The sequence below is a fragment of the Streptomyces rugosispiralis genome, assembly GCF_024505145.1.
Classification (GTDB): domain Bacteria; phylum Actinomycetota; class Actinomycetes; order Streptomycetales; family Streptomycetaceae; genus Streptomyces; species Streptomyces rugosispiralis.
Genome location: NZ_JANIAA010000006.1, coordinates 146,495 through 168,963, shown reverse-complemented (window position 1 = coordinate 168,963; position 22,469 = coordinate 146,495). Strand labels below are relative to the sequence as shown.

The following is a 22,469-nucleotide window of genomic DNA, read 5'->3' as shown; positions in this document are numbered from 1 at the left end:
GATGGCGGCGTGCTGTCGGCGGGGCGTCGGTGGCGACCGTAAGGCTGATACGCGTTCAGCGTCAGCCCCATTGGGGCCCCGCCCCGCCCCTACGAACGCAAGGAGCCCCGTATGCCTTCCGCGGCACCGACCGAATCCTCGACCGAGCGGTGGAACGTCCACAGCCTTCCCCGGGCCGACGGAAAAACCTTTCTGGTGACCGGAGGCAACGCGGGGATCGGGTACTTCGTCGCCGAACAGCTCGCCGGTACGGGAGCCACCGTCGTCCTCGGCAGCCGGGACCCGGGCCGGGCGGACGCCGCCGTGGCCTCGATCCGCTCGCTGGTTCCCGGCGCCCGGGTACGGCATATCCGGCTGGACCTCGCCGATCTCCCGTCGCTCGAAGCCTCCTCGGAAGCGCTGGGGTTGGACCGTCTGGACGCGGTCGTCCACAACGCGGGGGTGAAGTTCGACCAGCCACCGCGCCGCGAGACCGGGGACGGCCATGAGGCGATGTTCGGCATCAACCACCTCGGGCACTTCGCGCTCACCCACTGGCTGGCACCCCTGCTCGCGGCCGCCCCCGAGGGCCGTGTCATCACCACGGGCAGCTTCGCGGCCATGTCCGAGCGGCTGGACCTGGACGACCTCGAGAGCACCCGGGACTACGAGCCCGAGCGCACCTATGGGCGTTCGAAACTGGCCCAGATGCTCTTCGGTTTCGAACTCGACCGACGGCTGAAGGCGGCCGGCAGCACAGTGCGGAGTGTGGTCACCCACCCCGGCGGCGCGCTCGACTCCCTCACCCCGTCCCGGCCGCCCCTGCACGTCCGCACCCCCGGCGAACGGCTGCGCGGCCTGCCCGCCGGAATCCTCGTCCAGGGCAAGGACGCGGCCGCCTGGCCCGCCGTACGAGCGGTCCTCGACCCGTCCATCACCGGCGGCGAACTGTGGACCCCCCGCCACTTCGCCCTCCGCGGCACCCCCCACCGCCGCCCCGTCCGAGGTCACCTGGCCGACGCGGAAGTCGCGGCCCACCTGTGGTCGGCAAGCCGCGACCTGACGGGGGTCGAGCCGCGGTTCGGCCCGGTGTGAGGGCCGGGCGATCGGATCGGGGGGTTCGTCGCCGAAGCGGGCCGTCCGCGACCCGCGGTCTCAGGCCCGGACGCCGCCGTCCACCCGGAGAACCACCCCGGTCACATAGGAGGCGCGGTCGCTGAGGAGCCAGGCCGCGGCTTCGGCGATCTCGTCGGGGGCGGCGGCGCGGCGCAGCGGGGTGTGGGTGGTGATCCGCTCGACGACGCCGGGGGATGCCTCGTCCCATTGACGGATCATCTCGGTGAGGGTGCCACCGGGCGCGATGGCGTTGACGCGGATACCCTCCGGGCCGTACGTGACGGCCGCGGACTCGGTGAGGCTGTTGACCGCGCGCTTCATGGCGCCGTAGGCGGGGAGTTCGGGGTTGCCCATGAGGCTGCCGACGCTGGAGTTGTTGACGATGGCGCCCGTCCCGGCGGTGGCGCGGATGGCGGCGACCTCGGCGTTCATGGCCAGCCAGGGGCCGCGCAGGTTGACGGCGTAGACGTGGTCGAAGTCGGCCTGCGGCAACTGGTCCATCGGGCCCGGCCGCTGGATCGTGGCGCCGTTGTTGAAGGCCACGTCGAGGCGGCCGTACAACTCCACTGCCCGGTCGACGGCGGCGCGGACGCTCGTCGCGTCGGCCAGGTCGCACACCACGTGATCCGCGGTGCCGCCGGCCGCCCGGATCTCCTCGGTGACCGTTTTGAGCTGGGCCTCCGTACGGGCCGCCAGCAGTACCCGGGCGCCCTCCCAGGCGAAGAGGCGGGCCGCGGCGGCGCCGATGCCGCGCCCGGCGCCGGTGATGAAGGCGACCTTGCCCGTCAGGAGACCGGCGGCCGCGGCAGGGGGTGAGGCTTCGAGGGTGGTGTTCGGTGTGTCGTTCATGGCTCCGAGGCTGCCGCCGGTGCCGGGGCCCAGCCAGGCACCGGCTGTACCTGGCTGAGCCCCCGGCCGTCCGCGCACACTGAAGGCGTGGACAGACGAGAACTGGCGGCCTTCCTGCGCAGCCGACGCGAGCGGATCACGCCCGCCGATGTGGGGCTGCCAGCCGGGACGCGGCGCCGCACCCCGGGGCTGCGCCGCGAGGAGGTGGCGCAGCTGGCGTTCATCTCGACCGAGTACTACACGCGGCTGGAGCAGGCCCGCGCCCCGCGCCCGTCCCGGGAGGTGCTGACCGGGCTGGCCCGCGCCCTGCGGCTGGGCGACACCGAGCGCGATCATCTGCACCATCTCGCGGGCGCCCCTCCGGGCCCGCCGGCCGGGCCCTCCCGCGAGGTGCGGCCGAGCATCGCGAACCTGCTGCGGCGGCTGCCGAACGCGGCGGCGATCGTGCTCTCCGCGACGTCCGAGGTGATCGCCTGGAACGATCTGGCCACCGCCCTCATGGAGGACTTCTCCGCCCTCTCGCGCCGCGACCGCAACTTCGTCCGCCGCGCCTTCCTCGGACCGCACCGGGACGGGCGGCGGCTGTACGGGGTGTCGGACGTGGACGAGTTCGCCCGGTCCTCCGCCCAGGGGCTGCGTGCCGCGGCCGCCCGCTACCCCGACGACCCCGAGGTGGCCGAGCTGGTGGCCGAGCTGCGCTCGGGCAGCGAGGAGTTCGCCCGGCTGTGGGACTCCCACGATGTGTCCGCCCGGCCCACCCTGTGCAAGACGCTGCACCATCCGCTCGTCGGGCCCATCACCGTCAACTGCGATGTGCTGGACATCGCCGACCGGGATCAGCGGGTGATCATCTACACCGCCGACCCCGGCTCACCGGCCGAGGAGGCGCTACGGCTGCTGTCGGTCGTCGGCACGCAGCGGATGGGGGTGCCGGGCTGAGCAGCCGCGCCGCCCGTCCCATTCCGTTCCCATCCCATTCCGTTCCGTTCCCGTCCCATCCCGTTCCCGTTTGCTTCCCGGGCTCAGACCAGGCGGCGGGCCGTCGCCCAGCGGGTCAGCTCATGCCGGTTGGAGAGCTGGAGCTTGCGAAGCACCGCCGAGACATGGCTCTCGACCGTCTTCACCGAGATGAACAGCTGCTTGGCGATCTCCTTGTACGCGTAACCGCGCGCGATCAGGCGCAGCACCTCGCGCTCGCGCTGGGTGAGCCGGTCCAGGTCCTCGTCCACGGGCGGGGCGTCGGTGGAGGCGAAGGCGTCGAGCACGAAACCGGCGAGGCGCGGGGAGAAGACCGCGTCGCCCTCGGAGACCCGGAAGATCGCGTCCACGAGGTCGGTGCCGGTGATGGTCTTGGTCACATAGCCGCGGGCGCCGCCGCGGATGACGCCGATGACGTCCTCGGCGGCGTCCGAGACGGACAGCGCGAGGAAGCGCACCGGACGGTCCTGGTCGGCCATCAGCGAGGCGCTGCGGCGCAGCACCTCGACGCCGCCCCCGCCGGGGAGGTGGACGTCGAGCAGCACGACCTCGGGGCGGGTCGCGGTGATCACGGTCACGGCCTGGTCGACGTCGGCCGCCTCGCCGACCACCTCGACACCGGTCCGGGCCGTCTCCCCGATCTCGGCCTGCACTCCGGTGCGGAACATGCGGTGGTCGTCCACGAGCACCACGCGGACCCGCCGCGCCGCCGCGGCATCGTCCGCCCCGGAGCCCCCGGCCCCCGCCGGACCGGGCGCGGCGCCCGGCACGCCCGGCACGCCCGGCACACCCGGCACACCCCGCGCCCCGGGGCCGCTCGTCGCGTTCGTACCGCCCGTCGCGTCGGTCATGTCGTCGCCGCCCTCTCCATCTCCAGCTCCACTTCCGTGCCCCCGTCCGGCGCGGATCTCAGCCGCGCCGTGCCGCCGTTCCGCTGCATCCGGCCGATGATCGACTCGCGTACGCCCATCCGGTCCTCCGGCACCGCGTCCACGTCGAAGCCGGGGCCGCGGTCGCGCACGGAGATGAACACCGTGGCCCCCTCGACCTCGGCGAAGACCTGGACGGCCCCGCCGTCGCCACCGTACTTGGCCGCGTTGACCATCGCCTCGCGTGCCGCCTGTATCTGTGCGCCCAGTCTCTCGTCCAGCGGGCAGTCGCCGACCACCACCACCTCGATCGGGACGCCGTGGTGGTCCTCGACCTCCGCCGCCGTCTTCTTCACCGCCTCCGCCAGGGTGTCCGGCTCCTCGGCCTCGTCCTTGCCCGTGCCCTCCGGCCGGTAGAGCCACGCGCGCAGCTCCCGCTCCTGGGCGCGGGCGAGCCGGGCCACCTCGCGGGGGTCCTCCGCGTTGCGCTGGATCAGGGTGAGGGTGTGCAGCACGGAGTCATGGACGTGGGCCGCCACCTCCGCCCGCTCCTGCGCGCGGATGCGCATCAGCCGCTCCTCCGAGAGGTCCTGTGTCATCCGCACCACATACGGGCCCACCAGCAGCGCGATGCCGACGAGGACGGCCAGGGCCGCCTGCAGCACGGCGCCCAGGTGCTTGGCCGAGCCCTGGAGGACGACGATCCCGGACACCCCGGCGGCCACCAGGACCACCCCCGTGGCGCCACGGGCCAGCGGCAGGACCCGCTTGCTGCGGCTGAGCTCGACCCACTGGGCGCGGCGGGCGTTGTCCGCCTGGCGCCAGAAGAGGGCGACGCCCGCGCCGATGAGGAGGAGCGGCCAGATGTAGGTGCTGGCGCGGCCCAGGTGGAAGCCCTGGACGAAGATCCCCATGCCGACGAAGAGGGCGACCAGGGCGATGATCTGGCCCCGCTCCGGCCTGCGCGCCAGGATCCGGCGGCGGCCGTCGGGGCCCACGGTGGTGAGCGGGCGGGCGGCGGTCGTCTCCACGCCGCCGACGCCGAGCGGGACGATGAACCAGAAGAGCGCGTAGACGAGCGCGCCGAACCCCTCCGCCATGAACAGCGCGATGAAGACGATCCGCACCCAGGAGACCGGCAGCCCGAGATGGCCCGCGAGCCCGCGCGCCACCCCGCCGAGGAGGCGGCCTTCGGCACTGCGGTACAGCTTGCGCGGGGGTGGCTCGGGAGCCGTGGGGGGCACTGCGGCGGTCATGGCTCGATCGTCACACGCCCGCCCGACAACGGTCATCAGGGTCGCCCCTGATCGTTCCCCGACCCGGGGCTGGGGCCGGCGGCCGGGGCCAGGGGCCGGGGGCCAGGACCGGGAACCGGGGCCGGGGCCGGGGTCCCGAGGCCGGGACCCCCGGGGCTGGGGCCGGGGCCGGGAGCCGAGGCCAGGGGCCGGGAACCGGGGCTGAGGCCCGGGAACCGGGGGTCGCCGAGCCCTGGGGCCGGGGCCAGAGCCGGGGGCCGGGGCGGGCCGACCGCCGTCACCCCCAGGGCCGGGGCGGGTCGACCGCCGTCGCACCCAGGGCCAGGGGCCGGGGCCCCGTCAGTCGTCCGGTGCGGCCCTGCTCGACCGGCGGCGGAACGCGTACGTGAGGGCCGAGGTCAGGGCCGCGACGCAGAGGCCGCACAGGAGGGCCGGGAGGGCGATCTCCGGGCGGACGTCCCACTCCCCCGCCGCGTCCATCCCGTACGCGGCGGCCACGCCCAGGATCACCAGCCCGGCCACCAGCTTGCCCGGCTCGAACGGATGGCGGGACCGGTCGGGGGCCGCGTGCCCCAGCGAGTGTCGGCGCGAGCGGTCGGACCGATGACCGTCCCGATCCCCGAACCGATGCCCGAACCGATCACCCACCCGATGCCCGATCCGATGACCGACCCCATGCCCGGCCCCATGCCCGAGCCGATCGCCGAACCGATCGCCGAGCCGATCGCCGAGCCGATGACCGAACGAACGGCGTCTCATGACCGCCTCACCTCCACCGCACCCAGCCCCATCTCCAGTTTCAGCGAGACCGTGCCCTCGGCCTTGCCGCCGCCCGTCGGCTCCAGGGTGAGCTTGCGCTCCCGGTCCGGGCCGATGTCGACGTTGTGCTTGTCCCGCTTCTCGCCCGGCAGCCAGATGTCACCGATACCGACCTGGATGTCCAGCCTCACCCGGGCGTCGCGCGGGACCGTCACGGCCAGCTTGCCCGCGCCCATCTCCACCCGGCTGGAGACGGCGTCGCCCGCTTCCAGGGGCAGCCGGTCCAGCTTCAACTCGGCGACGCCGCCGCCCAGCTCATAGCCGTCGCGCAGCGACGCCACCGAGGTCGGGGCCCAGGTGCGCCGGGCCCAGTCGGGGGTGACGGCGTCGGGGAGCGCGGCCGCGCCCGCCAGCAGCGCGCTCGTCAGCAGCGCCAGGAACACCGTGCCGCCACCGGCCCGCCCCCAGCGGGAGCTGATGACGAGGGCGAGCCCGAAGACGCCCAGCGCGCAGGCGAACCCGATCTCGAGGCTGGTGCCCAGCGGCTGCGAGGACCACCGCGCCCGCGCTCCCACCACGGCGGCGGCGACCGCCACCAGGAAGGCCCAGCCGCCTATCGACGCCCGGTCAGGCACCCGGCGGGCCCGCTCCGCCTTCGCCTCCCGCTTGTCGTACGGGCCGTCGTCCGGCCCCCACAGATAGCCGGTCCGCGACCCGGCCCCGGCGCCGAGCGGCCCGGTCGTACCGTCCTTGACGATCGGATCGCGCCACCAGGACGGGCTGGGGCCGCCGCGCGTGGGCGGGGCCTTGGTCTCGGGCGGCGCGTCGGCGACGGCCTGGGCCGTGGCCGCGTCCACCGCGCCCACGCTCTCCGCCTGCCGCCGGTGGTGCGACCAATAGCCCGCACCGGCCGCCGCGAGGGCGAGCATGAACGAGAAGTACATGACGCCACCGTTGTTGAGCATCGACAGGAAGAGCCCACAGCCCACCAGCGCCACCAGCACCGCCGTCAGCCCAGGGCCCTCGACCCGGCCCGAGAGCAGCCTGCGCCCCTCGTTCTCGTCCTCCCCGTGGAACGGGATCAGCAGCCAGCAGAACCCGTACACGATCAGACCGAGACCGCCCGCGACGGACAGCACCGACAGCACCACCCGGAAGATCACCGGGTCCAGATCGCAGTAGCGGCCGAGCCCTCCGCAGACCCCCGAGATCACCTTATGGTCACGACTGCGCCGCAGAGGCGTCTGTGACAGGCGGGAACCGGACGCGGCCTCTGCCTCGTCCGCCACGGTGGGTGGTTCGGTCATGCGTCCATGGTGACAACAGGGCCGTACCCGCGACATCCGGCATGCCCCTAGGTCTTCCCTGAGATCTCCCCGGGGGTCACGGCGGCTATCGTGTCGCATCGAACGTGTGCGGGGAGGGGAAAGCGGTGTCGGACGTAGGCCACCTGATAGCCGGACGTTACCGCCTGGCCGAGAAGATCGGCCGTGGTGGCATGGGCACCGTGTGGCGCGCGGAGGACGAACTGCTGGGCCGCCAGGTCGCGGTCAAGCAGCTCTACGTCTCTCCGCACCTCGCCGAGGACGAGCTGACGACCCTGCACGAACGCACCCGCCGCGAGGCGCGCAGCGCGGCCCGCATCACCCACCCCAACGTGGTCGTGGTCCATGACGTGGTGGACCACCACGGACTGCCGTGCATCGTCATGGAGTACGTGCCCTCCACGACCCTCGCCGACCTGCTGAAGGACGGGGGGCGCGTCTCGCCCGACGAGGCCGCCCGCATCGGCCGCGGCATGATCGCCGCCCTGCGCGCCGCGCACGCGGCCGGGGTGCTGCACCGGGACGTCAAGCCCGGCAATGTGCTGCTCGGCCCCGAAGGCCGGGTCGTGCTCACGGACTTCGGCATCGCCATGGCCACCGGCACCTCCACGCTGACCAAGACCGGCGAGGTCGTCGGCTCCATCGACTACATCGCGCCCGAGCGGGTCAGGGGCCGCAAACCCGGCCCCGCGTCGGACCTCTGGGCGCTGGGGGCGACGCTCTATCAGGCGGTCGAGGGGCGGCCGCCGTTCCGCAAGGCCACGGCGATCGAGACGGGTTACGCGATCGCCGTCGATCCGCTGGACCCGCCCAACCGGGCGGGCGCGCTGACCCCGTTGATCGAGAGCCTGCTGGCCAAGGAGCCGGAACTGCGGCCCACGGCCGAGGAGACCGAACGGGCGCTGCGGCTCCCGGCCTCGGAGCCGGAGACGACATCGCTGCAGACCCCGCCGCTCGATACGACCACCACGAATCCGCCGCTCGACGCGACCATGAACCTCTCGACGCGGCGGGAGCCCGGTACGGGCACGGACCGGGCCACGGGCACGGACCGGGCCACGGGCACGGACGCGCACGCCGCGCCGAACGCGCCCACGACACCGCCCCCGTATCGACACACGACCCACACACCGAGCACTCCGCACAACGCGACGAGCACTCCGCACAACCCGCTGAACGCTTCGCACACCCCGAGCACACCGCACGCATCGGACCCACGGCTTCCCTCACACCCCCCGGGCACCGGGAACCAGCCCGGCTCGCCGCACACCCCGCCCACGGCCACGCCGTTCACCGCGTCGACGCCGTCCATGACCGCCCAGACGCCGGTGGTGCCCCCGCCCCCGCCCGCTCCGGCGCGCAAGAGCCGTAAGGCGGTGTGGACCGCCGCGGCGACCTCCCTGGCGGTCGTGGCCGTGGCGGGCGGCATCTATGTGTACGGCCTCGACCACGACAACGGCGGGGGGAAGGGCGGCGGGTCCTCCGCCTCGGGCAACCCGTCGGCCCCGGTGACCAAGCCGTACACCCCGCCGTCCGGCTACCACATCGTCAAGGAGAAGAAGTTCGGCTTCTCCCTCCCCATCCCCGACGGCTGGACCCGCCAGGAGCAGAGCGACCCCGACGGCAACACGGTCGACCGCACCCAGGAGGTCCGCTACCTCGACCCCAACGGGCTGGCCGGTTTCAGGATCAACGTCCTCGACTTCGCCTCCGGCAACCAGGTCCAGCACTTCGAGGACCTCGAGGTCGCGTTCAAGGACAAGAAGGAGTACCCGATCTACGAGCGGTTGCGGCTGCAGGAGACGAAGTACCAGGGCATGCCCGCCGCGATCTGGGAGTTCAAATTCCGCGGCGAGGTCCGGATGTTCCGCGCGATCGACCTCGGCTTCGGCAATGAGGGCGACAAGGAATACGCGATCTACCTGAGCGCCCCGGACGCGGACTGGAGCACCTACCGGCCGATCTTCGACGAGGTCCGGGACGGCTTCCGCATCATCAAGTGACGGGCCGGGGTTCGGAGCCCGGGGCCACAACCTGTTCGAAGAGGCGCGCCCCACGCGAAGAGGCGCGCCCCGGGTGCGAAGAGACACGCCTCCCGCGAGAAGCCGCGAGCTACGTGAAGAGCTGCGAGCCCTGGCGGCGCCGGCGCCGGGAGATGACGACGTCCAGGGAGAGATACGGCGCCCCGGCCAGCACCAGCGGCAGCCACGCCATCAGATAGGCCAGGTCGTTGCCGTAGTAGTACGGGTCCGACTGCCAGCTGACGGTGAGCCACAGGCTCAGCGAGATCAGCGCGCCGCCGAAGGCGGCCAGGCGGGAGAGGAGGCCCACCAGGATGCCGAGGCCGACGGCCAGTTCGCCGTAGGCCATCGCGTAGCCGAAGGCGGTGGGGTCCTTGAGGGCCTGGTCGACCAGCCACGGCACGGCCGAGCTGCCCCGCACCTGGCGCATCAGCTCACCGATCGAGCCCGAGCCCGAGTCGGACAGGAAGGCCGAGTCGGTGAGCTTGTCGATGCCGGCGTAGACAAAGGTGACGCCGAGGAAGATCCGCAGCGGCAGCAGCGCGAAACGGCCGGCGGTGGCCCTGATCCCCACGGGCGGCTGCTGCCCGCCTATGCCGCTCACGCCACCCATCCCGCCCATACCGTGCACGCTCCCGCCGCTGCCCGCCGTGCCCGAACCGGCCATACGATCCGCGTGTCTCATGCCGCCCGCCTCTCCCGTCACGCCGCCGTTTAGTTGCGTGTTCGACGAAACCATACGGAGCGGCCGGCCGGAACGACTCAGTCCATAACATCGATGGGATAGCGGTTGGTCTCCGCCCCCGAGGCCGTCACGACCTGCACATCCACCCGGCCCGGCTCCACGTCCACCGGGACCGGCACGGTGAGCGCGGTGTCCGTGGGGCTGCTGAAGCCCCCGGCCACCGGGACCAGCGGGACATGGACGTGCACCGTGCCGATGCGGACCACCAGCTTGGCCAGCCGGTCCGGGTCCTGGGCGCCGGGCGGGACGAAGCCGATGCCGCGGATCTCGATGTCGTCGCCGGTGCGGATCGGGGCGTCCCGGTCGATGGCGCCCGCCTCGGGGAGGACCCGTACGACGGACAGCACGGTCGGGCGGCCGCCCTCCGCGTACTTCCCGGTCAGGTACATCACCACGGACACGGCCGCCAGCAGCGCCAGGCCCCACGGCACATCGGGCAGCCGCCACGGCTCGCGGGCCAGACGGACCGCGGTGAAGGCGAGGGCCACGGTGTGGACGACGATGTACTGCACATCGGCGAAGCTGCCCCGGCCCGCGTCGTCGGTCAGCAGATCGGCGGCGCGCGGGCGCACGGCCCGCACCTTCTGGAGCCGCTGCGCCCGTACCCGGGCCGCCACCACGAGCCGTGCCAGCACCGCGGCCACACACGTCGACGCGGCGACCGTAAGGAGCCCGGCGGCGTGGTCGAGGGCGAGCCCGTCGGTCAGCCGCTGCCGGTCGCCGGGGTCCACGGCCAGTTCGACGCCGAGCACCAGCACCGCGAAGACCGCGATCAGCAGCCAGGCGGCGGCGACCGTACGGGAGGTGGAGAGGCGGTTGTCCTCGCCGACGAGCGGGGCGAGCGGGCCGCCGTCCGCGCGGTGCAGCCGGGCGGTGAGGGTCAGCAGCGCGGCGGTGATCACGGCGGCGGTGAGCCCGGCCGTCCGCGCGACCGACCAGCCCGCGCCGATCGCCGTGGCCAACTGGCCGATCAGCAGCGCCCCGGCCGCGCCCCACACCACGAACACCGTGCGCAGCCATACCCGGTGGCGCCAGGCCGGGGTTTCGGCGCGGCCGCTGTCGGCCACCGAGCGGGCCGCGTGGGCCAGCTCGTCCGAGACCCACTGCCGGGACGCCCCGGCCGAGTGGGCGAGAACCTTGGGAAGGCCCTCTCCGGCCGCGAAACGCTCCCGTAGGGCCACGAACGCGGCCACGGCCCTCCGGTGGCCCTCACGGGCCCCCTGGGGGCATTCACAGCCCTTGTGGCCGTGCGGGTGCCCATGAGGGTGCTGTCCTTCTGCCGTCGCGGCGTTCTCCGCCTGCTCCACCGCCACGCGGGTCGCTCCGTCGTTCACTCGTTCCGTACGGGACCGCGGGTTCGCACGGCACCGCCCAACTGACATGTGTTGAGAGGGGATTGTGCCGCACCGCGGCGGGTGTCAGCTCAGCAGGTCCGGCTCATCGCGGGTGATCTGCAGATACAGAGGTTGATAGTTGATCCACGCCACAAGATCGTTTCCCAGCTGCTCACGCGTCCGCATCGCGTCGGCGTAGTCGATGGGCACCGGCTTGCCCGACGCCTTCGCGGTGAGCTGTACCTGGGCGGCCCGCTCCATCGTGATGAACCACCACGCGGCCGCGTCGACCGAGTCCCCGACCGTCAGCAGACCGCGATTGCGCAGGATGAGGGCCTTGTGGCCGCCGAGCGCGGCGGCGATCGCGCGCCCCTCCTCCTCGTCCACGACGACCCCCGTGGTGCCCCCGTAGACCGCGTGGTCCTCGAAGAAGGCGCAGACCTCCTGGGTGATCGGCTCCAGCGGCTCGCCGAGCGCGGCCAGTGCCCGGCCGTGCACCGAGCGGCTGTGCGCGACGGCCACGACGTCCGGCCGCGCCTGATGCACGGAAGAGTGAACGACGAAGGCCGCCTGGTTGACGTGGGCGCGCCCCTCGACCACCTGGCCCGCCTGATTGACGAGGAGCAGATCACTCACGGTGATATGGCCGAACGGCATGCCGAACGGATTCACCCAGTAGCAGTCGGTGAACTCCGGGTCCCGCACGGTGATGTGGCCCGCGACCCCCTCCTCGTACCCGAACCGCCCGAACAGGCGCAGCGCCGCCGCCAGCCGCTCCTTGCGGTAGCGGCGCTCGTCGTGGTGGGAGGTGTGCTGCGGGGGCATGGTGAACCGCAGCTGGTCGGTCGGTATCGGGGTGGGGGTCTGCGGCTGGTTCGTCATCGGCAGCTCCGCTCCTCTGGTGTGCTGGAGCGGAAGCTACCTCTGGGTATCACAGGAGGCCAGAGTCAGGGCCTACGGCGATTGATCGCAGTGAGGTCGATCTCGATGGGGAACGGGACGGTCAGGCGGAGCTTGTCGTGGTAGACGCCGGCGGGTTGGTACGCCTTAACAGCGGGATCGAGCTCATAGACGTAGACCACGGGGAGGCCACAGTCGTCCTCCACCCGCCAGAAATGCGGCACGCCCGCACCGGCGTACTTGCGTGGCTTGACCTCACGATCACGCGCCTTGGAGTCCAACGACACTACTTCGATGGCCAGCACGAGATCCTCCACCCTGTAACAGGTGTTGCGTGGCCCGGCATCCGCACCGGCCTGAAGGACCAGGACATCGGGTTCCAGGCGGTTGATGTCGTCCAGCTTGACTGTCATCTCCCGCATCACGTCCAAGGCGTCCGGTGCCTGGTCCAGCAGGGCGAACTCGAATAGTCGCATGGCACGTGCGTGGAACGCGGTCTGCGGACTCATGAGGACGAGACTCCCGTCGATCAGCTCCGTGTGCGGAGGAAGATTCGGAAGCCGGTCGAGGTCGTCCGCCGTCCAGCCGCCCTGCGGCGGGCGGGCCCACTCGTACTGCTCGTCCAGCCCGTACTCGCGTGCGGCGCTCATGATTGCTCCCATGGGACGGAGTCTCGCCTCTGCGCACAGAGTACCCAGCCCAAACGGCGACGCCGCCACTCAAACGAATGAGCGACGGCGTCGGTGTTTGACGATCAGATGACCATCCGGCCCGGAGGGAGCCCGGCGGTCACTCCCACTCGATGGTGCCGGGCGGCTTGCTGGTGATGTCCAGCACCACCCGGTTCACCTGGTCCACCTCGTTGGTGATGCGGGTCGAGATCCGCGACAGCACGTCGTACGGCAGCCGCGACCAGTCCGCCGTCATCGCGTCCTCCGAGGAGACCGGGCGCAGCACGATCGGGTGACCGTAGGTGCGGCCGTCGCCCTGGACGCCGACCGAGCGGACGTCGGCGAGCAGGACCACCGGGCACTGCCAGATGTCGCGGTCCAGACCGGCGGCGGTCAGCTCCTCGCGGGCGATGGCGTCGGCCTCGCGCAGCAGGTCCAGACGCTCCTTGTCGACCGCACCGACGATGCGGATGCCCAGACCCGGGCCCGGGAAGGGCTGGCGGTGGACGATCTCGTCCGGCAGGCCGAGCTCCTGGCCGACCATCCGCACCTCGTCCTTGAACAGCCGGCGCAACGGCTCGACCAGCTGGAACTCGATGTCGTCGGGCAGCCCGCCGACATTGTGGTGGGACTTGATGTTGGCGGTGCCGGTGCCGCCGCCGGACTCCACGACATCGGGGTAGAGGGTGCCCTGGACCAGGAACTCCACGTCCTCACCGGCCGCGCCCGCCTCGGCCACCAGCTCGGCCTGTGCCTGCTCGAAGACCCGGATGAACTCCCGGCCGATGATCTTCCGCTTCTCCTCGGGGTCGGACACCCCGGCGAGCGCGGTGAGGAACCGCTCCTCGGCCTCGACGACCTTCAACTGCACGCCGGTGGCCGCCACGAAGTCCTTCTCGACCTGCTCGGACTCGCCCTTGCGCATCAGCCCGTGGTCCACGTAGACGCAGGTCAGCTGGTCGCCGATGGCCTTCTGGACGAGGGCGGCGGCCACGGCGGAGTCCACCCCGCCGGACAGCCCGCAGATCGCGCGCTTGGTGCCGACCTGCTCCCGGATCGCGGCCACGGACTCCTCGACCACATTGCTGGTGGTCCAGGTGGGCTCCAGGCCGGCGCCCCGGTAGAGGAAGTGCTCCAGCACCTGCTGGCCGTGGGTGGAGTGCATCACCTCGGGGTGGTGCTGCACGCCGTACAGCCTGCGCTCATCGCATTCGAAGGCCGCGACCGGCACCACATCGGTGGACGCGGTGACGGTGAAGCCCTCGGGCGCCTGGGAGCAGGCGTCGCCGTGCGACATCCACACCTGCTGCTCCTCGGGGGTGCCCGCGAAGAGCGTCGAGCCCTGCTTGGTGACGGTGAGCGCCGTACGGCCGTACTCCCGCGCCCCGGTGTTGTCCACCGTGCCGCCGAGCGCCCTGGCCATCAGCTGGAAGCCGTAGCACATGCCGAAGACCGGGACGCCGGCCTCGAAGATCGCGCCGTCGAGCGCGGGCGCGCCCTCGGCGTAGACCGACGAGGGGCCGCCGGAGAGGATGATCGCCTTGGGGTTCTTGGCGAGCATCTCGGCCACCGGCATGGTGGACGGAACGATCTCGCTGTAGACCCGGGCCTCACGGACCCTGCGGGCGATGAGCTGGGCGTACTGCGCGCCGAAGTCGACGACCAGGACGGTGTCGGGGGCGGCAGCAGGGGACGCTGATGGCACTTCGGCGGCCTTCCGGCGGTGGTGGCGTGCGGTGGAACAAGGCTGCGGCGGGGCCACGGCTTCGGGGCGGGACCGCAGGTTTGGACTTTCGATTCTAACGGGCCCATAATCGACGCCATGTCCACGCGCATGACCTTCGTCTTTACCTATGGCACCGGCCCGTCCGGCTGCCATGGTCGTGCTGCGTAAACACTGACAGCGACTTCCCAGGCGCCCCGGGCCGGCAGAGGCCCGGGGCGTTCTGTCTTGTTCTCCGGGTCTCGCCGGACTCCAGGGCTCCGCTACACGGACCAGGAGATACGGACATGAGCAGCAGCGTTTCGGCCACTGAGGCCGCCCAGGTGATCGGCGCCGCGCGGGAGCGGATCGACGCCCTCGACGGGCAGATCCTCGATCTCGTCCGGGAGCGGATGGCCGTCTCGGCCACCGTCCAGGAGGCGCGGATCGCGGCGGGCGGGCGGCGGGTGCACCTCTCCCGCGAGATGGAGATCCTCGACCGTTACCGGCAGCGGCTGGGCAAGCCCGGTACGACGCTCGCCATGACGCTGCTGGAGCTGTGCCGGGGCCGGGTCTGATCCGTCCGCCCGCACGGACAGGCGAAGGGCCCCGGGGGCGCCCGAACGGGGCGGGCGCCCCCGGGGCCCTAGGCGGTCAGCACCGGCGTCAGGGCAGCGCCGGTGCTGAGAGGCGGCGCCGGGGGGTTGCGCCGCTGGCTTGTGGGGCCCGTATGTCAGGGGTGTCTGACCGGCGTACGCCCGCGTGGTCCGACCAATGTCGGGGTGTGACCGGGGGCGTTTTCCCTCCCAGCATCGTGGTGGATGCGGAGCGCCGGGCGCAACCATTTCGACCGGATACGGTCGGCCCCAGGCGTCCCCGGGGCCGACCGCCCTTTAGGTGGTGACCGGGCTGCTGTCCCCTGCCGACCGGTCACCTCGCCGAAGCGAGGTCCCACGACGGGCCGCCTGAATCACCACAGGGGCCACGTCTCATCGCTGCGGCGGATCTGAGCCACGCGTGGATTTTCCGGGCCGCTCCTGGCTGGCGCGGCACCGGGCACAACGAGCCCGCGCGCGGGCCGGTCACCCGCCGTACGGGTGATGACGTGCGGGGCAGTGCGCCTCTCGCGGATTCTGTGACCATTCTGTGAGCAACCGTGAAGGCAACCTTTCGGCCATGCGCCTGGTCATGTACGTGCAAACGCACGGCCATACCCGCGCCCCCACCGCGACGGCCTTCCACACGCGTATCGCCCCCGGGGGATACGTACGGACCCAGAGAGGTCTTCATGAAGCTTCGCCGCGCCCTGGCGGCTGCCGCAGCTACGGCCGCCATAGCCCCCGCCGCGCTTCTCGCGGCCCCCGCCGCCTTCGCGGAGACGCCGTCGAGCGAGAGCCCGTCGCCGTCCGCCACCCAGACCGTGACGCAGTCCCCGGAGGACCCGGCGCCGTCGGAGACGGAGACCGCTCCGAGCGACGGGACCACGCCGACCACCCAGGCGCCGGCCACCACCCAGGCGCCGACCCCCGGCGACCCCTCCGGCACCCCCTCGTCCACCCCGACCGAGACCGCCACCCCCACTCCGACCCCGACCCCGACCTCGACCTCGACCGAGGAGCCGGGCGACGGCGAGTGCGCGGACGACGGGGACTACAACGAGGACCCGGAGCTCAGCACGACCCTGGTCGGCCTGCCGTCGAAGGTCGTGGCCGGCAGTGGCTTCCACGGCTTCAAGTTCCAGGTGAAGAACGAGTCGGACCGCAGCTACCAGCGGGTCGACTTCGGGCTCTTCGCGGGCACGGTGCACGAGTCCACCCCGGACGGGACGGGCAAGTACCTGACGCTGCAGTACAAGGACCCCGAGTCCGGCGCCTGGCAGTCGATCTCCACCGACGAGAACGACCCGGGCTCCGGCTACATCGGCTACACCGATGTGCGCCCCCACGAGACCCTTACGGTCGACCTCCGGCTGAGCGTCGCGAAGAGCGCGCCCGAGGGCTTCGGCTACGCCATCAGCGTCGGCGTGTACGCGGACGACGAGGGCAACTGCGTCTACTCGACCGGTGAGTACTACGAGTTCGACGTGTTGAAGGCGGGTTCGAAGCCGGGCCACGTGCCGCCGGCCGACCCGAAGCCGCAGGGTGGCAAGAAGCCGCTGCCGCACAAGCCGGAGGGCGACACGGAGATCAGCCCGAAGGGCAGCCTGGCCGAAACCGGCTCTTCCTCCGCGCTGCCGATGATCGCCGCGATCGGCGGTGTCGCGATGGCCGTGGGCGGAGGCGCGGTCTTCGTGGTCCGTCGCCGTCGCGCCACGGTCTGACGGTCCTCGCGACGGTTCTGAGGGGCGCCGTACGGGCCGGTCTCCGGCCCGTACGGCGCCCCTGCGCTCAGGCCCGCGCCCGTACGGCGCCCCTGCGCTCAGGCCCACGGCGGAGGCCCGTACGGCGCCCCGCGCTCAGGCCCGCGGCGGGACCTTCGGCACCGGCAGCAGCGGGAGCCGCAACGCCCCGAAGGCGTCCGCCGGTACGGCGGGGCTGCGCGGCGCGACGGGCCGCAGGCGCTCGTACGGCGCCTCCGGGGCCGGACGCGGGTCGGGCTCGCCCTTGTTGGGCCACAGGGACATCGCCCGCTCGGCCTGGGCCGTGATGGTCAGGGACGGGTTGACGCCCAGATTGGCCGACACCGCGGCACCGTCGACCACATGGATGCCCGGATGGCCGTAGAGCCGGTGGTACGGGTCGATGACGCCCTCCTCGGGGGACGCCCCGATCGGGCAGCCGCCGAGGAAGTGGGCGGTCAGCGGGGTGCCCATGAGCTCGCCGACGTTGCTGCCCGCGAAGCCGTTGATCGAGTCGGCGATGTGCCGGGCGGCCTCGGCGCCCTCGGGGATGTGGTCGGGGTTGGGCTCGCCGTGGCCCTGGCGGGCGGTGAGCAGCCCCTTCCCCGGCCCCTTCGGCTTGCGGTAGGTGGTCAGCGAGTTGTCGTGCGTCTGCATGACCAGGCCGATGATGGTCCGCTCCGACCAGCGGCGGTTCGACAGCGAGCGCACCGCCAGGGTGGGATGCCGGAGGTTCGCGCCCAGGAAGCGCAGCCAGCGCGGAACACGCCCGCCGTGCGGGATCTGCAGGATGGAGAGCATGCCCATCGCGTTGGAGCCCTTGCCGTAGCGGACGGGCTCGATATGGGTGTTCTCGTCCGGGTGGATCGACGAGGTGATCGCGACGCCCCGGGTGAAGTCCGCCCGGCCCTCCCCGCCCCGCGCGCGGCGGTAGCGCCGGTCGGTGGTCTGCGCGCCCACCAGGGCCTCGGAGTTGGTGCGGGTGAGGATGCCGAGCCGCGCCGAGAGGCGCGGCAGCAGCCCCTTGTCCCGCATCGTGTGCAGCAGCGTCTGGGTGCCGTACGTACCGGCGGCGAGGACGACGTACCGGGAGCGCAGCGCCTTCGGCTTGCCCTTACGGCGGTTGTCGGTCGGGACGGTGGTGACCGTATAGCCGCCGTGCGGGTCGTCGCACAGGGCGACGACGGTCGTCATCGGGTGGACGGCGGCTCCGGCCCGCTCGGCGAGGTGGAGATAGTTCTCGTTGAGGGTGTTCTTGGCGCCGTGGCGGCAGCCGGTCATGCACTCACCGCACTCCGTGCACGCCTTACGGGACGGGCCCGCGCCGCCGAAGTACGGATCGGGAACGGGCCCGCCCGGCGCGGCCTTGGTGGTGCCGTCGGCGTCGTGGCCGTCCCCGAAGAAGACGCCCACGGGCGCCATATGGAAGGTGTCGCCCACGCCCATCTTCTCGGCGGCCGCCTTGAGATGGACGTCGGACGGGGTGAGGGTGTGGTTGAGACGCGCCCCGAGCATCCGCCGCGCCTGGTCGTAGTACGGGCTCAGCTCCTCCTGCCAGTCGGTGATGTGCCCCCACTGGCGGTCCCGGAAGAACGGCTCGGGCGGTACGTAGAGGGTGTTGGCGTAGTTGAGCGAGCCGCCCCCGACGCCGGCGCCCGCCAGCACCATGACCTTGCCCAGGACGTGGATGCGCTGGATGCCGAAGCAGCCGAGGGCCGGGGCCCAGAGGTAGTTGCGGAGGTCCCAGGAGCTCTTGGGCAGGGTTTCCGGGGTGAACCGGCGGCCCGCCTCGAGGACGCCGACCCGATAGCCCTTCTCGGTCAGGCGCAGGGCCGATACCGATCCGCCGAATCCCGAGCCGATCACGATCACGTCGTAGTCGAAGTCACCGTCGTCGGCGTTTTGGGCAGACTTCTCCCCTGACACTGGTACCTCCATTGAAATGTGCTGGTCAGCGCAGGCGCAGTGCTTTGAGCGCACGCAGGCTGCGGGTCATGAAGTCCGCGTATTTCTCGTCCGTCATCCCGAAGGCCGGGCCGAGCGGCATCAGCCGCTGCTGGGCGACCGTCTGCGGTTCGGTGAATCTGAGGATGCCCTCGGAGCCGTGGCGGCGGCCGAGTCCGGAGTCGCCCATGCCACCCATGGGAGACGCGACGCTGCCGAAGGCGGCGGCGTAGCTCTCGTTGAGGTTGACCGTACCCGCGCGCAGCCGGGTGGCGATCGCGCGGCCGCGCCGGGCGTCCTTGGTCCAGACGCTGGCGTTCAGACCGTAGGACGTCGCGTTGGCGCGCTCGATGGCCTCGCCCTCGTCGCGGAAACGGTAGACGGAGACGACCGGGCCGAAGGTCTCCTCGGTGCAGACGGCCATCGGGGACTCCACGCCGTCCAGGATCGTCGGCTCGTAGAAGTACGGGCCGATGTCGGGGCGGGCGCGGCCGCCGGCGAGCACCGTGGCGCCCTTGGAGACGGCCTCGTCCACATGGCGGGTGACGGTCTCCAGCTGGCGCTCCGAGACCAGCGAGCCCATCTCCGCCCCGTACGCCAGGGCGGTGCCGAGCCGCATGGCCTTCGTACGGGCCGCGAAGCGCTCCAGGAAGTCGTCCGCGATCGACTCGTGGACGTACAGCCGCTCCATGGAGATGCACAGCTGCCCGGCGGAGGCGAAGCTGCCGCGCACCGCGCCGTCGACCGCGCGGGCGAGGTCGGCGTCGCGCAGCACCAGCATGGCGTTCTTACCGCCGAGTTCGAGGGAGCAGCCCACCAGGCGGGCGGCGGCGGCCTGGGCCACTTCGCGGCCGGTGCGGGTGGAGCCGGTGAACGCGACGTAGTCGGCGCGCTCGACCACGGCGGGGCCCACCACCGGGCCGTCCCCGATCACGATCTGCCACACCCCGGCCGGAAGTCCGGCCTCCACCATGAGCTCGCGCGCCCAGAGCGCGGACAGCGCGGTCTCGGTGTCGGGCTTCATCACCACGGCGTTGCCCGCCACGAAGGCGGGAATCGCATCGCCCACGGAGAGCTGGAGGGGGTAGTTCCAGGGCGCTATGAGGCCCACGACCCCGCGCGGCTGGCGCAGTTCGGTGACCTTGGTGAGGGTGGGCACCGCGCCCAGATGCCCCTTGGGGCGCAGATACGCGGGCGCCTTACGGCCGTAATGGCGGGCCACGATGGCGACGCCCTGGACCTCCTCCTGGGCGTGCAGCCGGGTCTTGCCGGTCTCCAGCTGGATCAGGTCCAGGATCTCAGGCTGGCGGCGCAGCAGCAGATCGTGGAAGCGGAGGAGGACGGCGGCGCGCCGGCGGACCGGGGTCGCGGCCCACGCCCGCTGGGCGGCACGGGCGTTCTCAAAGGCGGTGGCGACGTCCTCGGGGGTGGACTCGGGCAGGGCGGCGGCGAGGACTTCCCCGGTGAACGGGGTGTGGCTGACGGTGCTGCCGCTGCCGCCGACACCCCGGGTGAGCCGGGTGATCAGCTCGGGAGTGACGACGTCGGCGGCGGTACGGGTGCCTTCGGGGGCGACCGGATTGCCGGTGCCGCCCTGCGTGATGTGCGAGTCCGTCATGGGGGCGAGAGTAGGCCCGCCCGGCGGCTTTGGGTACCCGGCGGTAACAACTTTCGCCCCACGGCTCCGGGCGCACCCGCCCAACTCCCCCAGAGCTTGTCGACACCCCTCAGAGCTTGTCGATCTTCAGATTCCGCACGATCCGGTCGTAGAGCTCCTCACCGTCCTCATGGGCGTCGCCGTTGGCGGGCATGGAAACCCGCAGATCCCAGGCGACCTTGGCCTTGTTGACGTAGAGGTGATCGCGTTTCACGTACCGGATGGGGTTCTTGTTGCTGCTGGTGCCGTACGGCAGATAGGAGGTGATGACGTCCCGCGCCTCCTTCCCCTGCTGCTTCGCCGCGGCCTTCTCGCTCCTGGCCTCCTCGACCGTCGCCCCGCCGCCGTCCTTGTAGAAGGCGACGATCTGGTCCGCCGCCGCGTCGAGGTTCGCGGGGTCGTTCTCGCCGTCGGGGGTGGCACGCCGCAGGGAGACGCTGAAGACACCGCTGGGGTCGTAGTACGTGACCACCGGGTTGTCCGAGTCGCTGTCGTCCTGGACCCGCCGGTACTCGCCGGGCACGGCCAGGGACGCGCCCACGACATCGCGCTCCTCCCGGACCGTCCAGCCCGGCGGCAGCCCCTCACCGGAGAACGGCTTCACGATCGTGAGCACCAGGGCGGCCGCCACCACCAGCACCAGACCGCCCAGCCCGAGCTGCGCCTTACGGTTCTTGTGCAGGATCGGCGGCACGAAGCGGCTGCCCGCGGACTGCCCGCCGCCCGGCGGGTATCCGGCCGTGGTGAGCATGGTGGGCACCGGCTGCGGCTCCCGCGCCGCCGCCTCCAGGGCCTGCCGCACCTCGGGCGCGGCCGGGCGCATCGCCGGGTCCTTGCGCAGCAGTTGCATGATCAGCGTGGCGAGCGGGCCGGTGGCCCGCGCGGGGACCTGCGGTTCGGAGCCGAGCACGGCCTGGAGGGTCGCGGGGGCGTGGGAGCGGCGGAACGGCGACATGCCCTCGACGGCCGCGTACAGCACGACACCGAGCGACCACAGGTCGGACTCCGGCCCCGGCCGCTGGCCCAGCACCCGCTCGGGCGCGATGAACTCGGGCGAGCCGACGAAGCCGCCCGTCTCGGTGAGCCGCTGCTCGCCCTCGATCTGCGCGATGCCGAAGTCGGTGAGCACCACCCGGCCGCTCCGGCCGAGCAGCACATTGTCCGGCTTCACATCGCGGTGCAGTACGCCCGCCTCATGGGCCGCCGCCAGCGCGCCGAGCACGGCGAGGCCGATCCGGGCCGCCTCGCGCGGATCCAGCGTGCCCTCCATCAGCCGGTCGCCCAGCGACTGGCCGCGCACCAGCTCCATCACGATCCAGGGGCGGCCGTTCTCGACCACCACGTCGTGGACGGTGACGACGGAGGGGTGGTCGATCCGCGCCGCGGCGCGGGCCTCGCGCTCCATCCGCTGATAGACGGTCTGCCGCTCGCGCTCGGGCAGATGGTCGGGGACGCGCGGCTCCTTGACCGCGACATCGCGGTCCACGATCTGGTCGTGCGCCCGCCAGACGGTGCCCATACCGCCGTGGCCGAGGCGGGAGACGAGCTGATAGCGGCCGCCGATGAGCCGCCCGCTGCTCGGGTCCTGCGCGGCGGGCCGGTCTCCGGCGGGCGGCCGTTCGGCCGGCCGCTGTCCGGCGTGCGGCTGGGTGGCAGGCCGCTGTCCGGCGGGCGCCTCTTCGGCCGGCCGCTCTCCGGCGGGCGGCTGTTCGGCCGGCGGCCGGGCTCCGCCGCGTGGATCGGCGTACCGCGTCGGCTCGTACGCGCCCAGCGACGGCCCCGCCGCCCCGGCCCCGGCCTCCCGGCCCGGCTGCTGGAGCCGCTGGAGCCGCTGGGGCCGCTGGGGCTCTTGGGCCGCTTCGGGCGCCTCGGGTGGCGGCTGCGGCGCCGGTACCGGGGCGGCCGGAGCGTGCGGTGGCGGCAGGGTGTAGCTGGTGGGCTCGTTCGCCCGTCCCCCGTCGTTCGTCATGCGCCCATCATTACCCGGTCGGCGGCACCCCTGTGGAGGCGCCGTGGGCGCTCGTGA

The 22,469-nt window shown here is 72.4% G+C and carries 18 protein-coding genes; 5 read left to right on the top strand and 13 right to left on the bottom strand.

The features are described 5' to 3' along the window. Nucleotides 1-111 precede the first annotated feature (111 nt). Nucleotides 112-1,074: an SDR family NAD(P)-dependent oxidoreductase gene (locus NP777_RS13230; RefSeq protein WP_256650324.1), complete on the top strand. Its 963-nt coding sequence runs from the start codon at nucleotides 112-114 to the stop codon at nucleotides 1,072-1,074. 60 nt (nucleotides 1,075-1,134) lie between these two features. Here NP777_RS13230 and NP777_RS13225 read toward each other — a convergent pair whose 3' ends face one another. Further along, a complete protein-coding gene (locus NP777_RS13225) occupies nucleotides 1,135-1,944 on the bottom strand; it encodes an SDR family NAD(P)-dependent oxidoreductase (protein WP_256650323.1) in 810 nt (269 codons plus the stop codon). Nucleotides 1,945-2,031: 87 nt separating this feature from the next. Here NP777_RS13225 and NP777_RS13220 point away from each other — a divergent pair, with 87 nt between their 5' ends. Beyond that, nucleotides 2,032-2,883 (top strand): helix-turn-helix transcriptional regulator, encoded by an 852-nt coding sequence (locus tag NP777_RS13220; protein WP_256650322.1) that lies wholly within the window; start codon nucleotides 2,032-2,034, stop codon nucleotides 2,881-2,883. A gap of 83 nt (nucleotides 2,884-2,966) precedes the next feature. On the opposite strand, the gene NP777_RS13215 is transcribed toward NP777_RS13220, so the two are convergent. The 4 genes from NP777_RS13215 to NP777_RS13200 form a co-directional block, all read right to left on the bottom strand. After that, nucleotides 2,967-3,773, bottom strand: coding sequence for a LuxR C-terminal-related transcriptional regulator (locus tag NP777_RS13215; RefSeq protein WP_305889709.1), 807 nt, complete (start codon nucleotides 3,771-3,773; stop codon nucleotides 2,967-2,969). Then, complete coding sequence (locus NP777_RS13210) at nucleotides 3,770-5,047, bottom strand: ATP-binding protein (protein ID WP_256650321.1); 1,278 nt, start codon at nucleotides 5,045-5,047, stop codon at nucleotides 3,770-3,772. The genes NP777_RS13215 and NP777_RS13210 overlap by 4 nt, the downstream gene beginning before the upstream one ends. A 339-nt stretch (nucleotides 5,048-5,386) precedes the next feature. Continuing rightward, nucleotides 5,387-5,695, bottom strand: coding sequence for a hypothetical protein (locus tag NP777_RS13205; protein WP_256650320.1), 309 nt, complete (start codon nucleotides 5,693-5,695; stop codon nucleotides 5,387-5,389). A gap of 107 nt (nucleotides 5,696-5,802) precedes the next feature. After that, nucleotides 5,803-7,149, bottom strand: coding sequence for a PspC domain-containing protein (locus tag NP777_RS13200; RefSeq protein ID WP_391858494.1), 1,347 nt, complete (start codon nucleotides 7,147-7,149; stop codon nucleotides 5,803-5,805). A gap of 89 nt (nucleotides 7,150-7,238) precedes the next feature. Here NP777_RS13200 and NP777_RS13195 point away from each other — a divergent pair, with 89 nt between their 5' ends. Then, a complete protein-coding gene (locus NP777_RS13195) occupies nucleotides 7,239-9,134 on the top strand; it encodes a serine/threonine protein kinase (protein WP_256650318.1) in 1,896 nt (631 codons plus the stop codon). Between the two features lie 109 nt (nucleotides 9,135-9,243). On the opposite strand, the gene NP777_RS13190 is transcribed toward NP777_RS13195, so the two are convergent. The 5 genes from NP777_RS13190 to guaA form a co-directional block, all read right to left on the bottom strand. Further along, nucleotides 9,244-9,774: a DoxX family protein gene (locus NP777_RS13190; RefSeq protein WP_391858506.1), complete on the bottom strand. Its 531-nt coding sequence runs from the start codon at nucleotides 9,772-9,774 to the stop codon at nucleotides 9,244-9,246. A gap of 140 nt (nucleotides 9,775-9,914) precedes the next feature. Next, nucleotides 9,915-11,210 (bottom strand): hypothetical protein, encoded by a 1,296-nt coding sequence (locus tag NP777_RS13185; RefSeq protein ID WP_391858505.1) that lies wholly within the window; start codon nucleotides 11,208-11,210, stop codon nucleotides 9,915-9,917. A 105-nt stretch (nucleotides 11,211-11,315) separates the two neighbouring features. Beyond that, nucleotides 11,316-12,113: a class II aldolase/adducin family protein gene (locus NP777_RS13180; RefSeq protein WP_256650315.1), complete on the bottom strand. Its 798-nt coding sequence runs from the start codon at nucleotides 12,111-12,113 to the stop codon at nucleotides 11,316-11,318. Between the two features lie 65 nt (nucleotides 12,114-12,178). After that, nucleotides 12,179-12,781 (bottom strand): Uma2 family endonuclease, encoded by a 603-nt coding sequence (locus NP777_RS13175; RefSeq protein ID WP_256650314.1) that lies wholly within the window; start codon nucleotides 12,779-12,781, stop codon nucleotides 12,179-12,181. Nucleotides 12,782-12,920: 139 nt separating this feature from the next. Beyond that, nucleotides 12,921-14,507, bottom strand: a complete 1,587-nt coding sequence (guaA, locus tag NP777_RS13170; protein WP_256650313.1) for a glutamine-hydrolyzing GMP synthase — start codon at nucleotides 14,505-14,507, stop codon at nucleotides 12,921-12,923. A gap of 305 nt (nucleotides 14,508-14,812) precedes the next feature. Here guaA and NP777_RS13165 point away from each other — a divergent pair, with 305 nt between their 5' ends. Next, nucleotides 14,813-15,082, top strand: coding sequence for a chorismate mutase (locus tag NP777_RS13165; RefSeq protein WP_256650312.1), 270 nt, complete (start codon nucleotides 14,813-14,815; stop codon nucleotides 15,080-15,082). Between the two features lie 710 nt (nucleotides 15,083-15,792). Further along, nucleotides 15,793-16,824 (top strand): LAETG motif-containing sortase-dependent surface protein, encoded by a 1,032-nt coding sequence (locus tag NP777_RS13160; RefSeq protein ID WP_256650311.1) that lies wholly within the window; start codon nucleotides 15,793-15,795, stop codon nucleotides 16,822-16,824. Nucleotides 16,825-16,959: 135 nt separating this feature from the next. Here NP777_RS13160 and NP777_RS13155 read toward each other — a convergent pair whose 3' ends face one another. The 3 genes from NP777_RS13155 to NP777_RS13145 all read right to left on the bottom strand — a co-directional run bounded on the left by NP777_RS13155 (nucleotide 16,960) and on the right by NP777_RS13145 (nucleotide 22,412). Further along, nucleotides 16,960-18,768 (bottom strand): GMC oxidoreductase, encoded by a 1,809-nt coding sequence (locus tag NP777_RS13155; protein ID WP_256650310.1) that lies wholly within the window; start codon nucleotides 18,766-18,768, stop codon nucleotides 16,960-16,962. 25 nt (nucleotides 18,769-18,793) lie between these two features. Then, nucleotides 18,794-20,404, bottom strand: coding sequence for a succinic semialdehyde dehydrogenase (locus tag NP777_RS13150; protein ID WP_256650309.1), 1,611 nt, complete (start codon nucleotides 20,402-20,404; stop codon nucleotides 18,794-18,796). 109 nt (nucleotides 20,405-20,513) lie between these two features. Continuing rightward, entirely contained in the window at nucleotides 20,514-22,412 is a 1,899-nt protein-coding gene (locus tag NP777_RS13145) for a serine/threonine-protein kinase (protein WP_256650308.1), read from the bottom strand. Nucleotides 22,413-22,469 lie beyond the last annotated feature (57 nt).

What these genes read in the sequence shown, in the direction of transcription:
- NP777_RS13225 (WP_256650323.1), bottom strand. Translation starts at nt 1,944, where the DNA reads ATGAACGACACACCGAACACCACCCTCGAAGCCTCACCCCCTGCCGCG.
- NP777_RS13210 (WP_256650321.1), bottom strand. Translation starts at nt 5,047, where the DNA reads ATGACCGCCGCAGTGCCCCCCACGGCTCCCGAGCCACCCCCGCGCAAG.
- NP777_RS13160 (WP_256650311.1), top strand. Translation starts at nt 15,793, where the DNA reads ATGAAGCTTCGCCGCGCCCTGGCGGCTGCCGCAGCTACGGCCGCCATA.
- NP777_RS13190 (WP_391858506.1), bottom strand. Translation starts at nt 9,774, where the DNA reads ATGGGCGGGATGGGTGGCGTGAGCGGCATAGGCGGGCAGCAGCCGCCC.
- NP777_RS13175 (WP_256650314.1), bottom strand. Translation starts at nt 12,781, where the DNA reads ATGAGCGCCGCACGCGAGTACGGGCTGGACGAGCAGTACGAGTGGGCC.
- NP777_RS13200 (WP_391858494.1), bottom strand. Translation starts at nt 7,149, where the DNA reads ATGTCGCGGGTACGGCCCTGTTGTCACCATGGACGCATGACCGAACCA.
- NP777_RS13145 (WP_256650308.1), bottom strand. Translation starts at nt 22,412, where the DNA reads ATGACGAACGACGGGGGACGGGCGAACGAGCCCACCAGCTACACCCTG.
- NP777_RS13215 (WP_305889709.1), bottom strand. Translation starts at nt 3,773, where the DNA reads ATGACCGACGCGACGGGCGGTACGAACGCGACGAGCGGCCCCGGGGCG.
- NP777_RS13180 (WP_256650315.1), bottom strand. Translation starts at nt 12,113, where the DNA reads ATGACGAACCAGCCGCAGACCCCCACCCCGATACCGACCGACCAGCTG.
- NP777_RS13165 (WP_256650312.1), top strand. Translation starts at nt 14,813, where the DNA reads ATGAGCAGCAGCGTTTCGGCCACTGAGGCCGCCCAGGTGATCGGCGCC.
- NP777_RS13230 (WP_256650324.1), top strand. Translation starts at nt 112, where the DNA reads ATGCCTTCCGCGGCACCGACCGAATCCTCGACCGAGCGGTGGAACGTC.
- NP777_RS13150 (WP_256650309.1), bottom strand. Translation starts at nt 20,404, where the DNA reads ATGACGGACTCGCACATCACGCAGGGCGGCACCGGCAATCCGGTCGCC.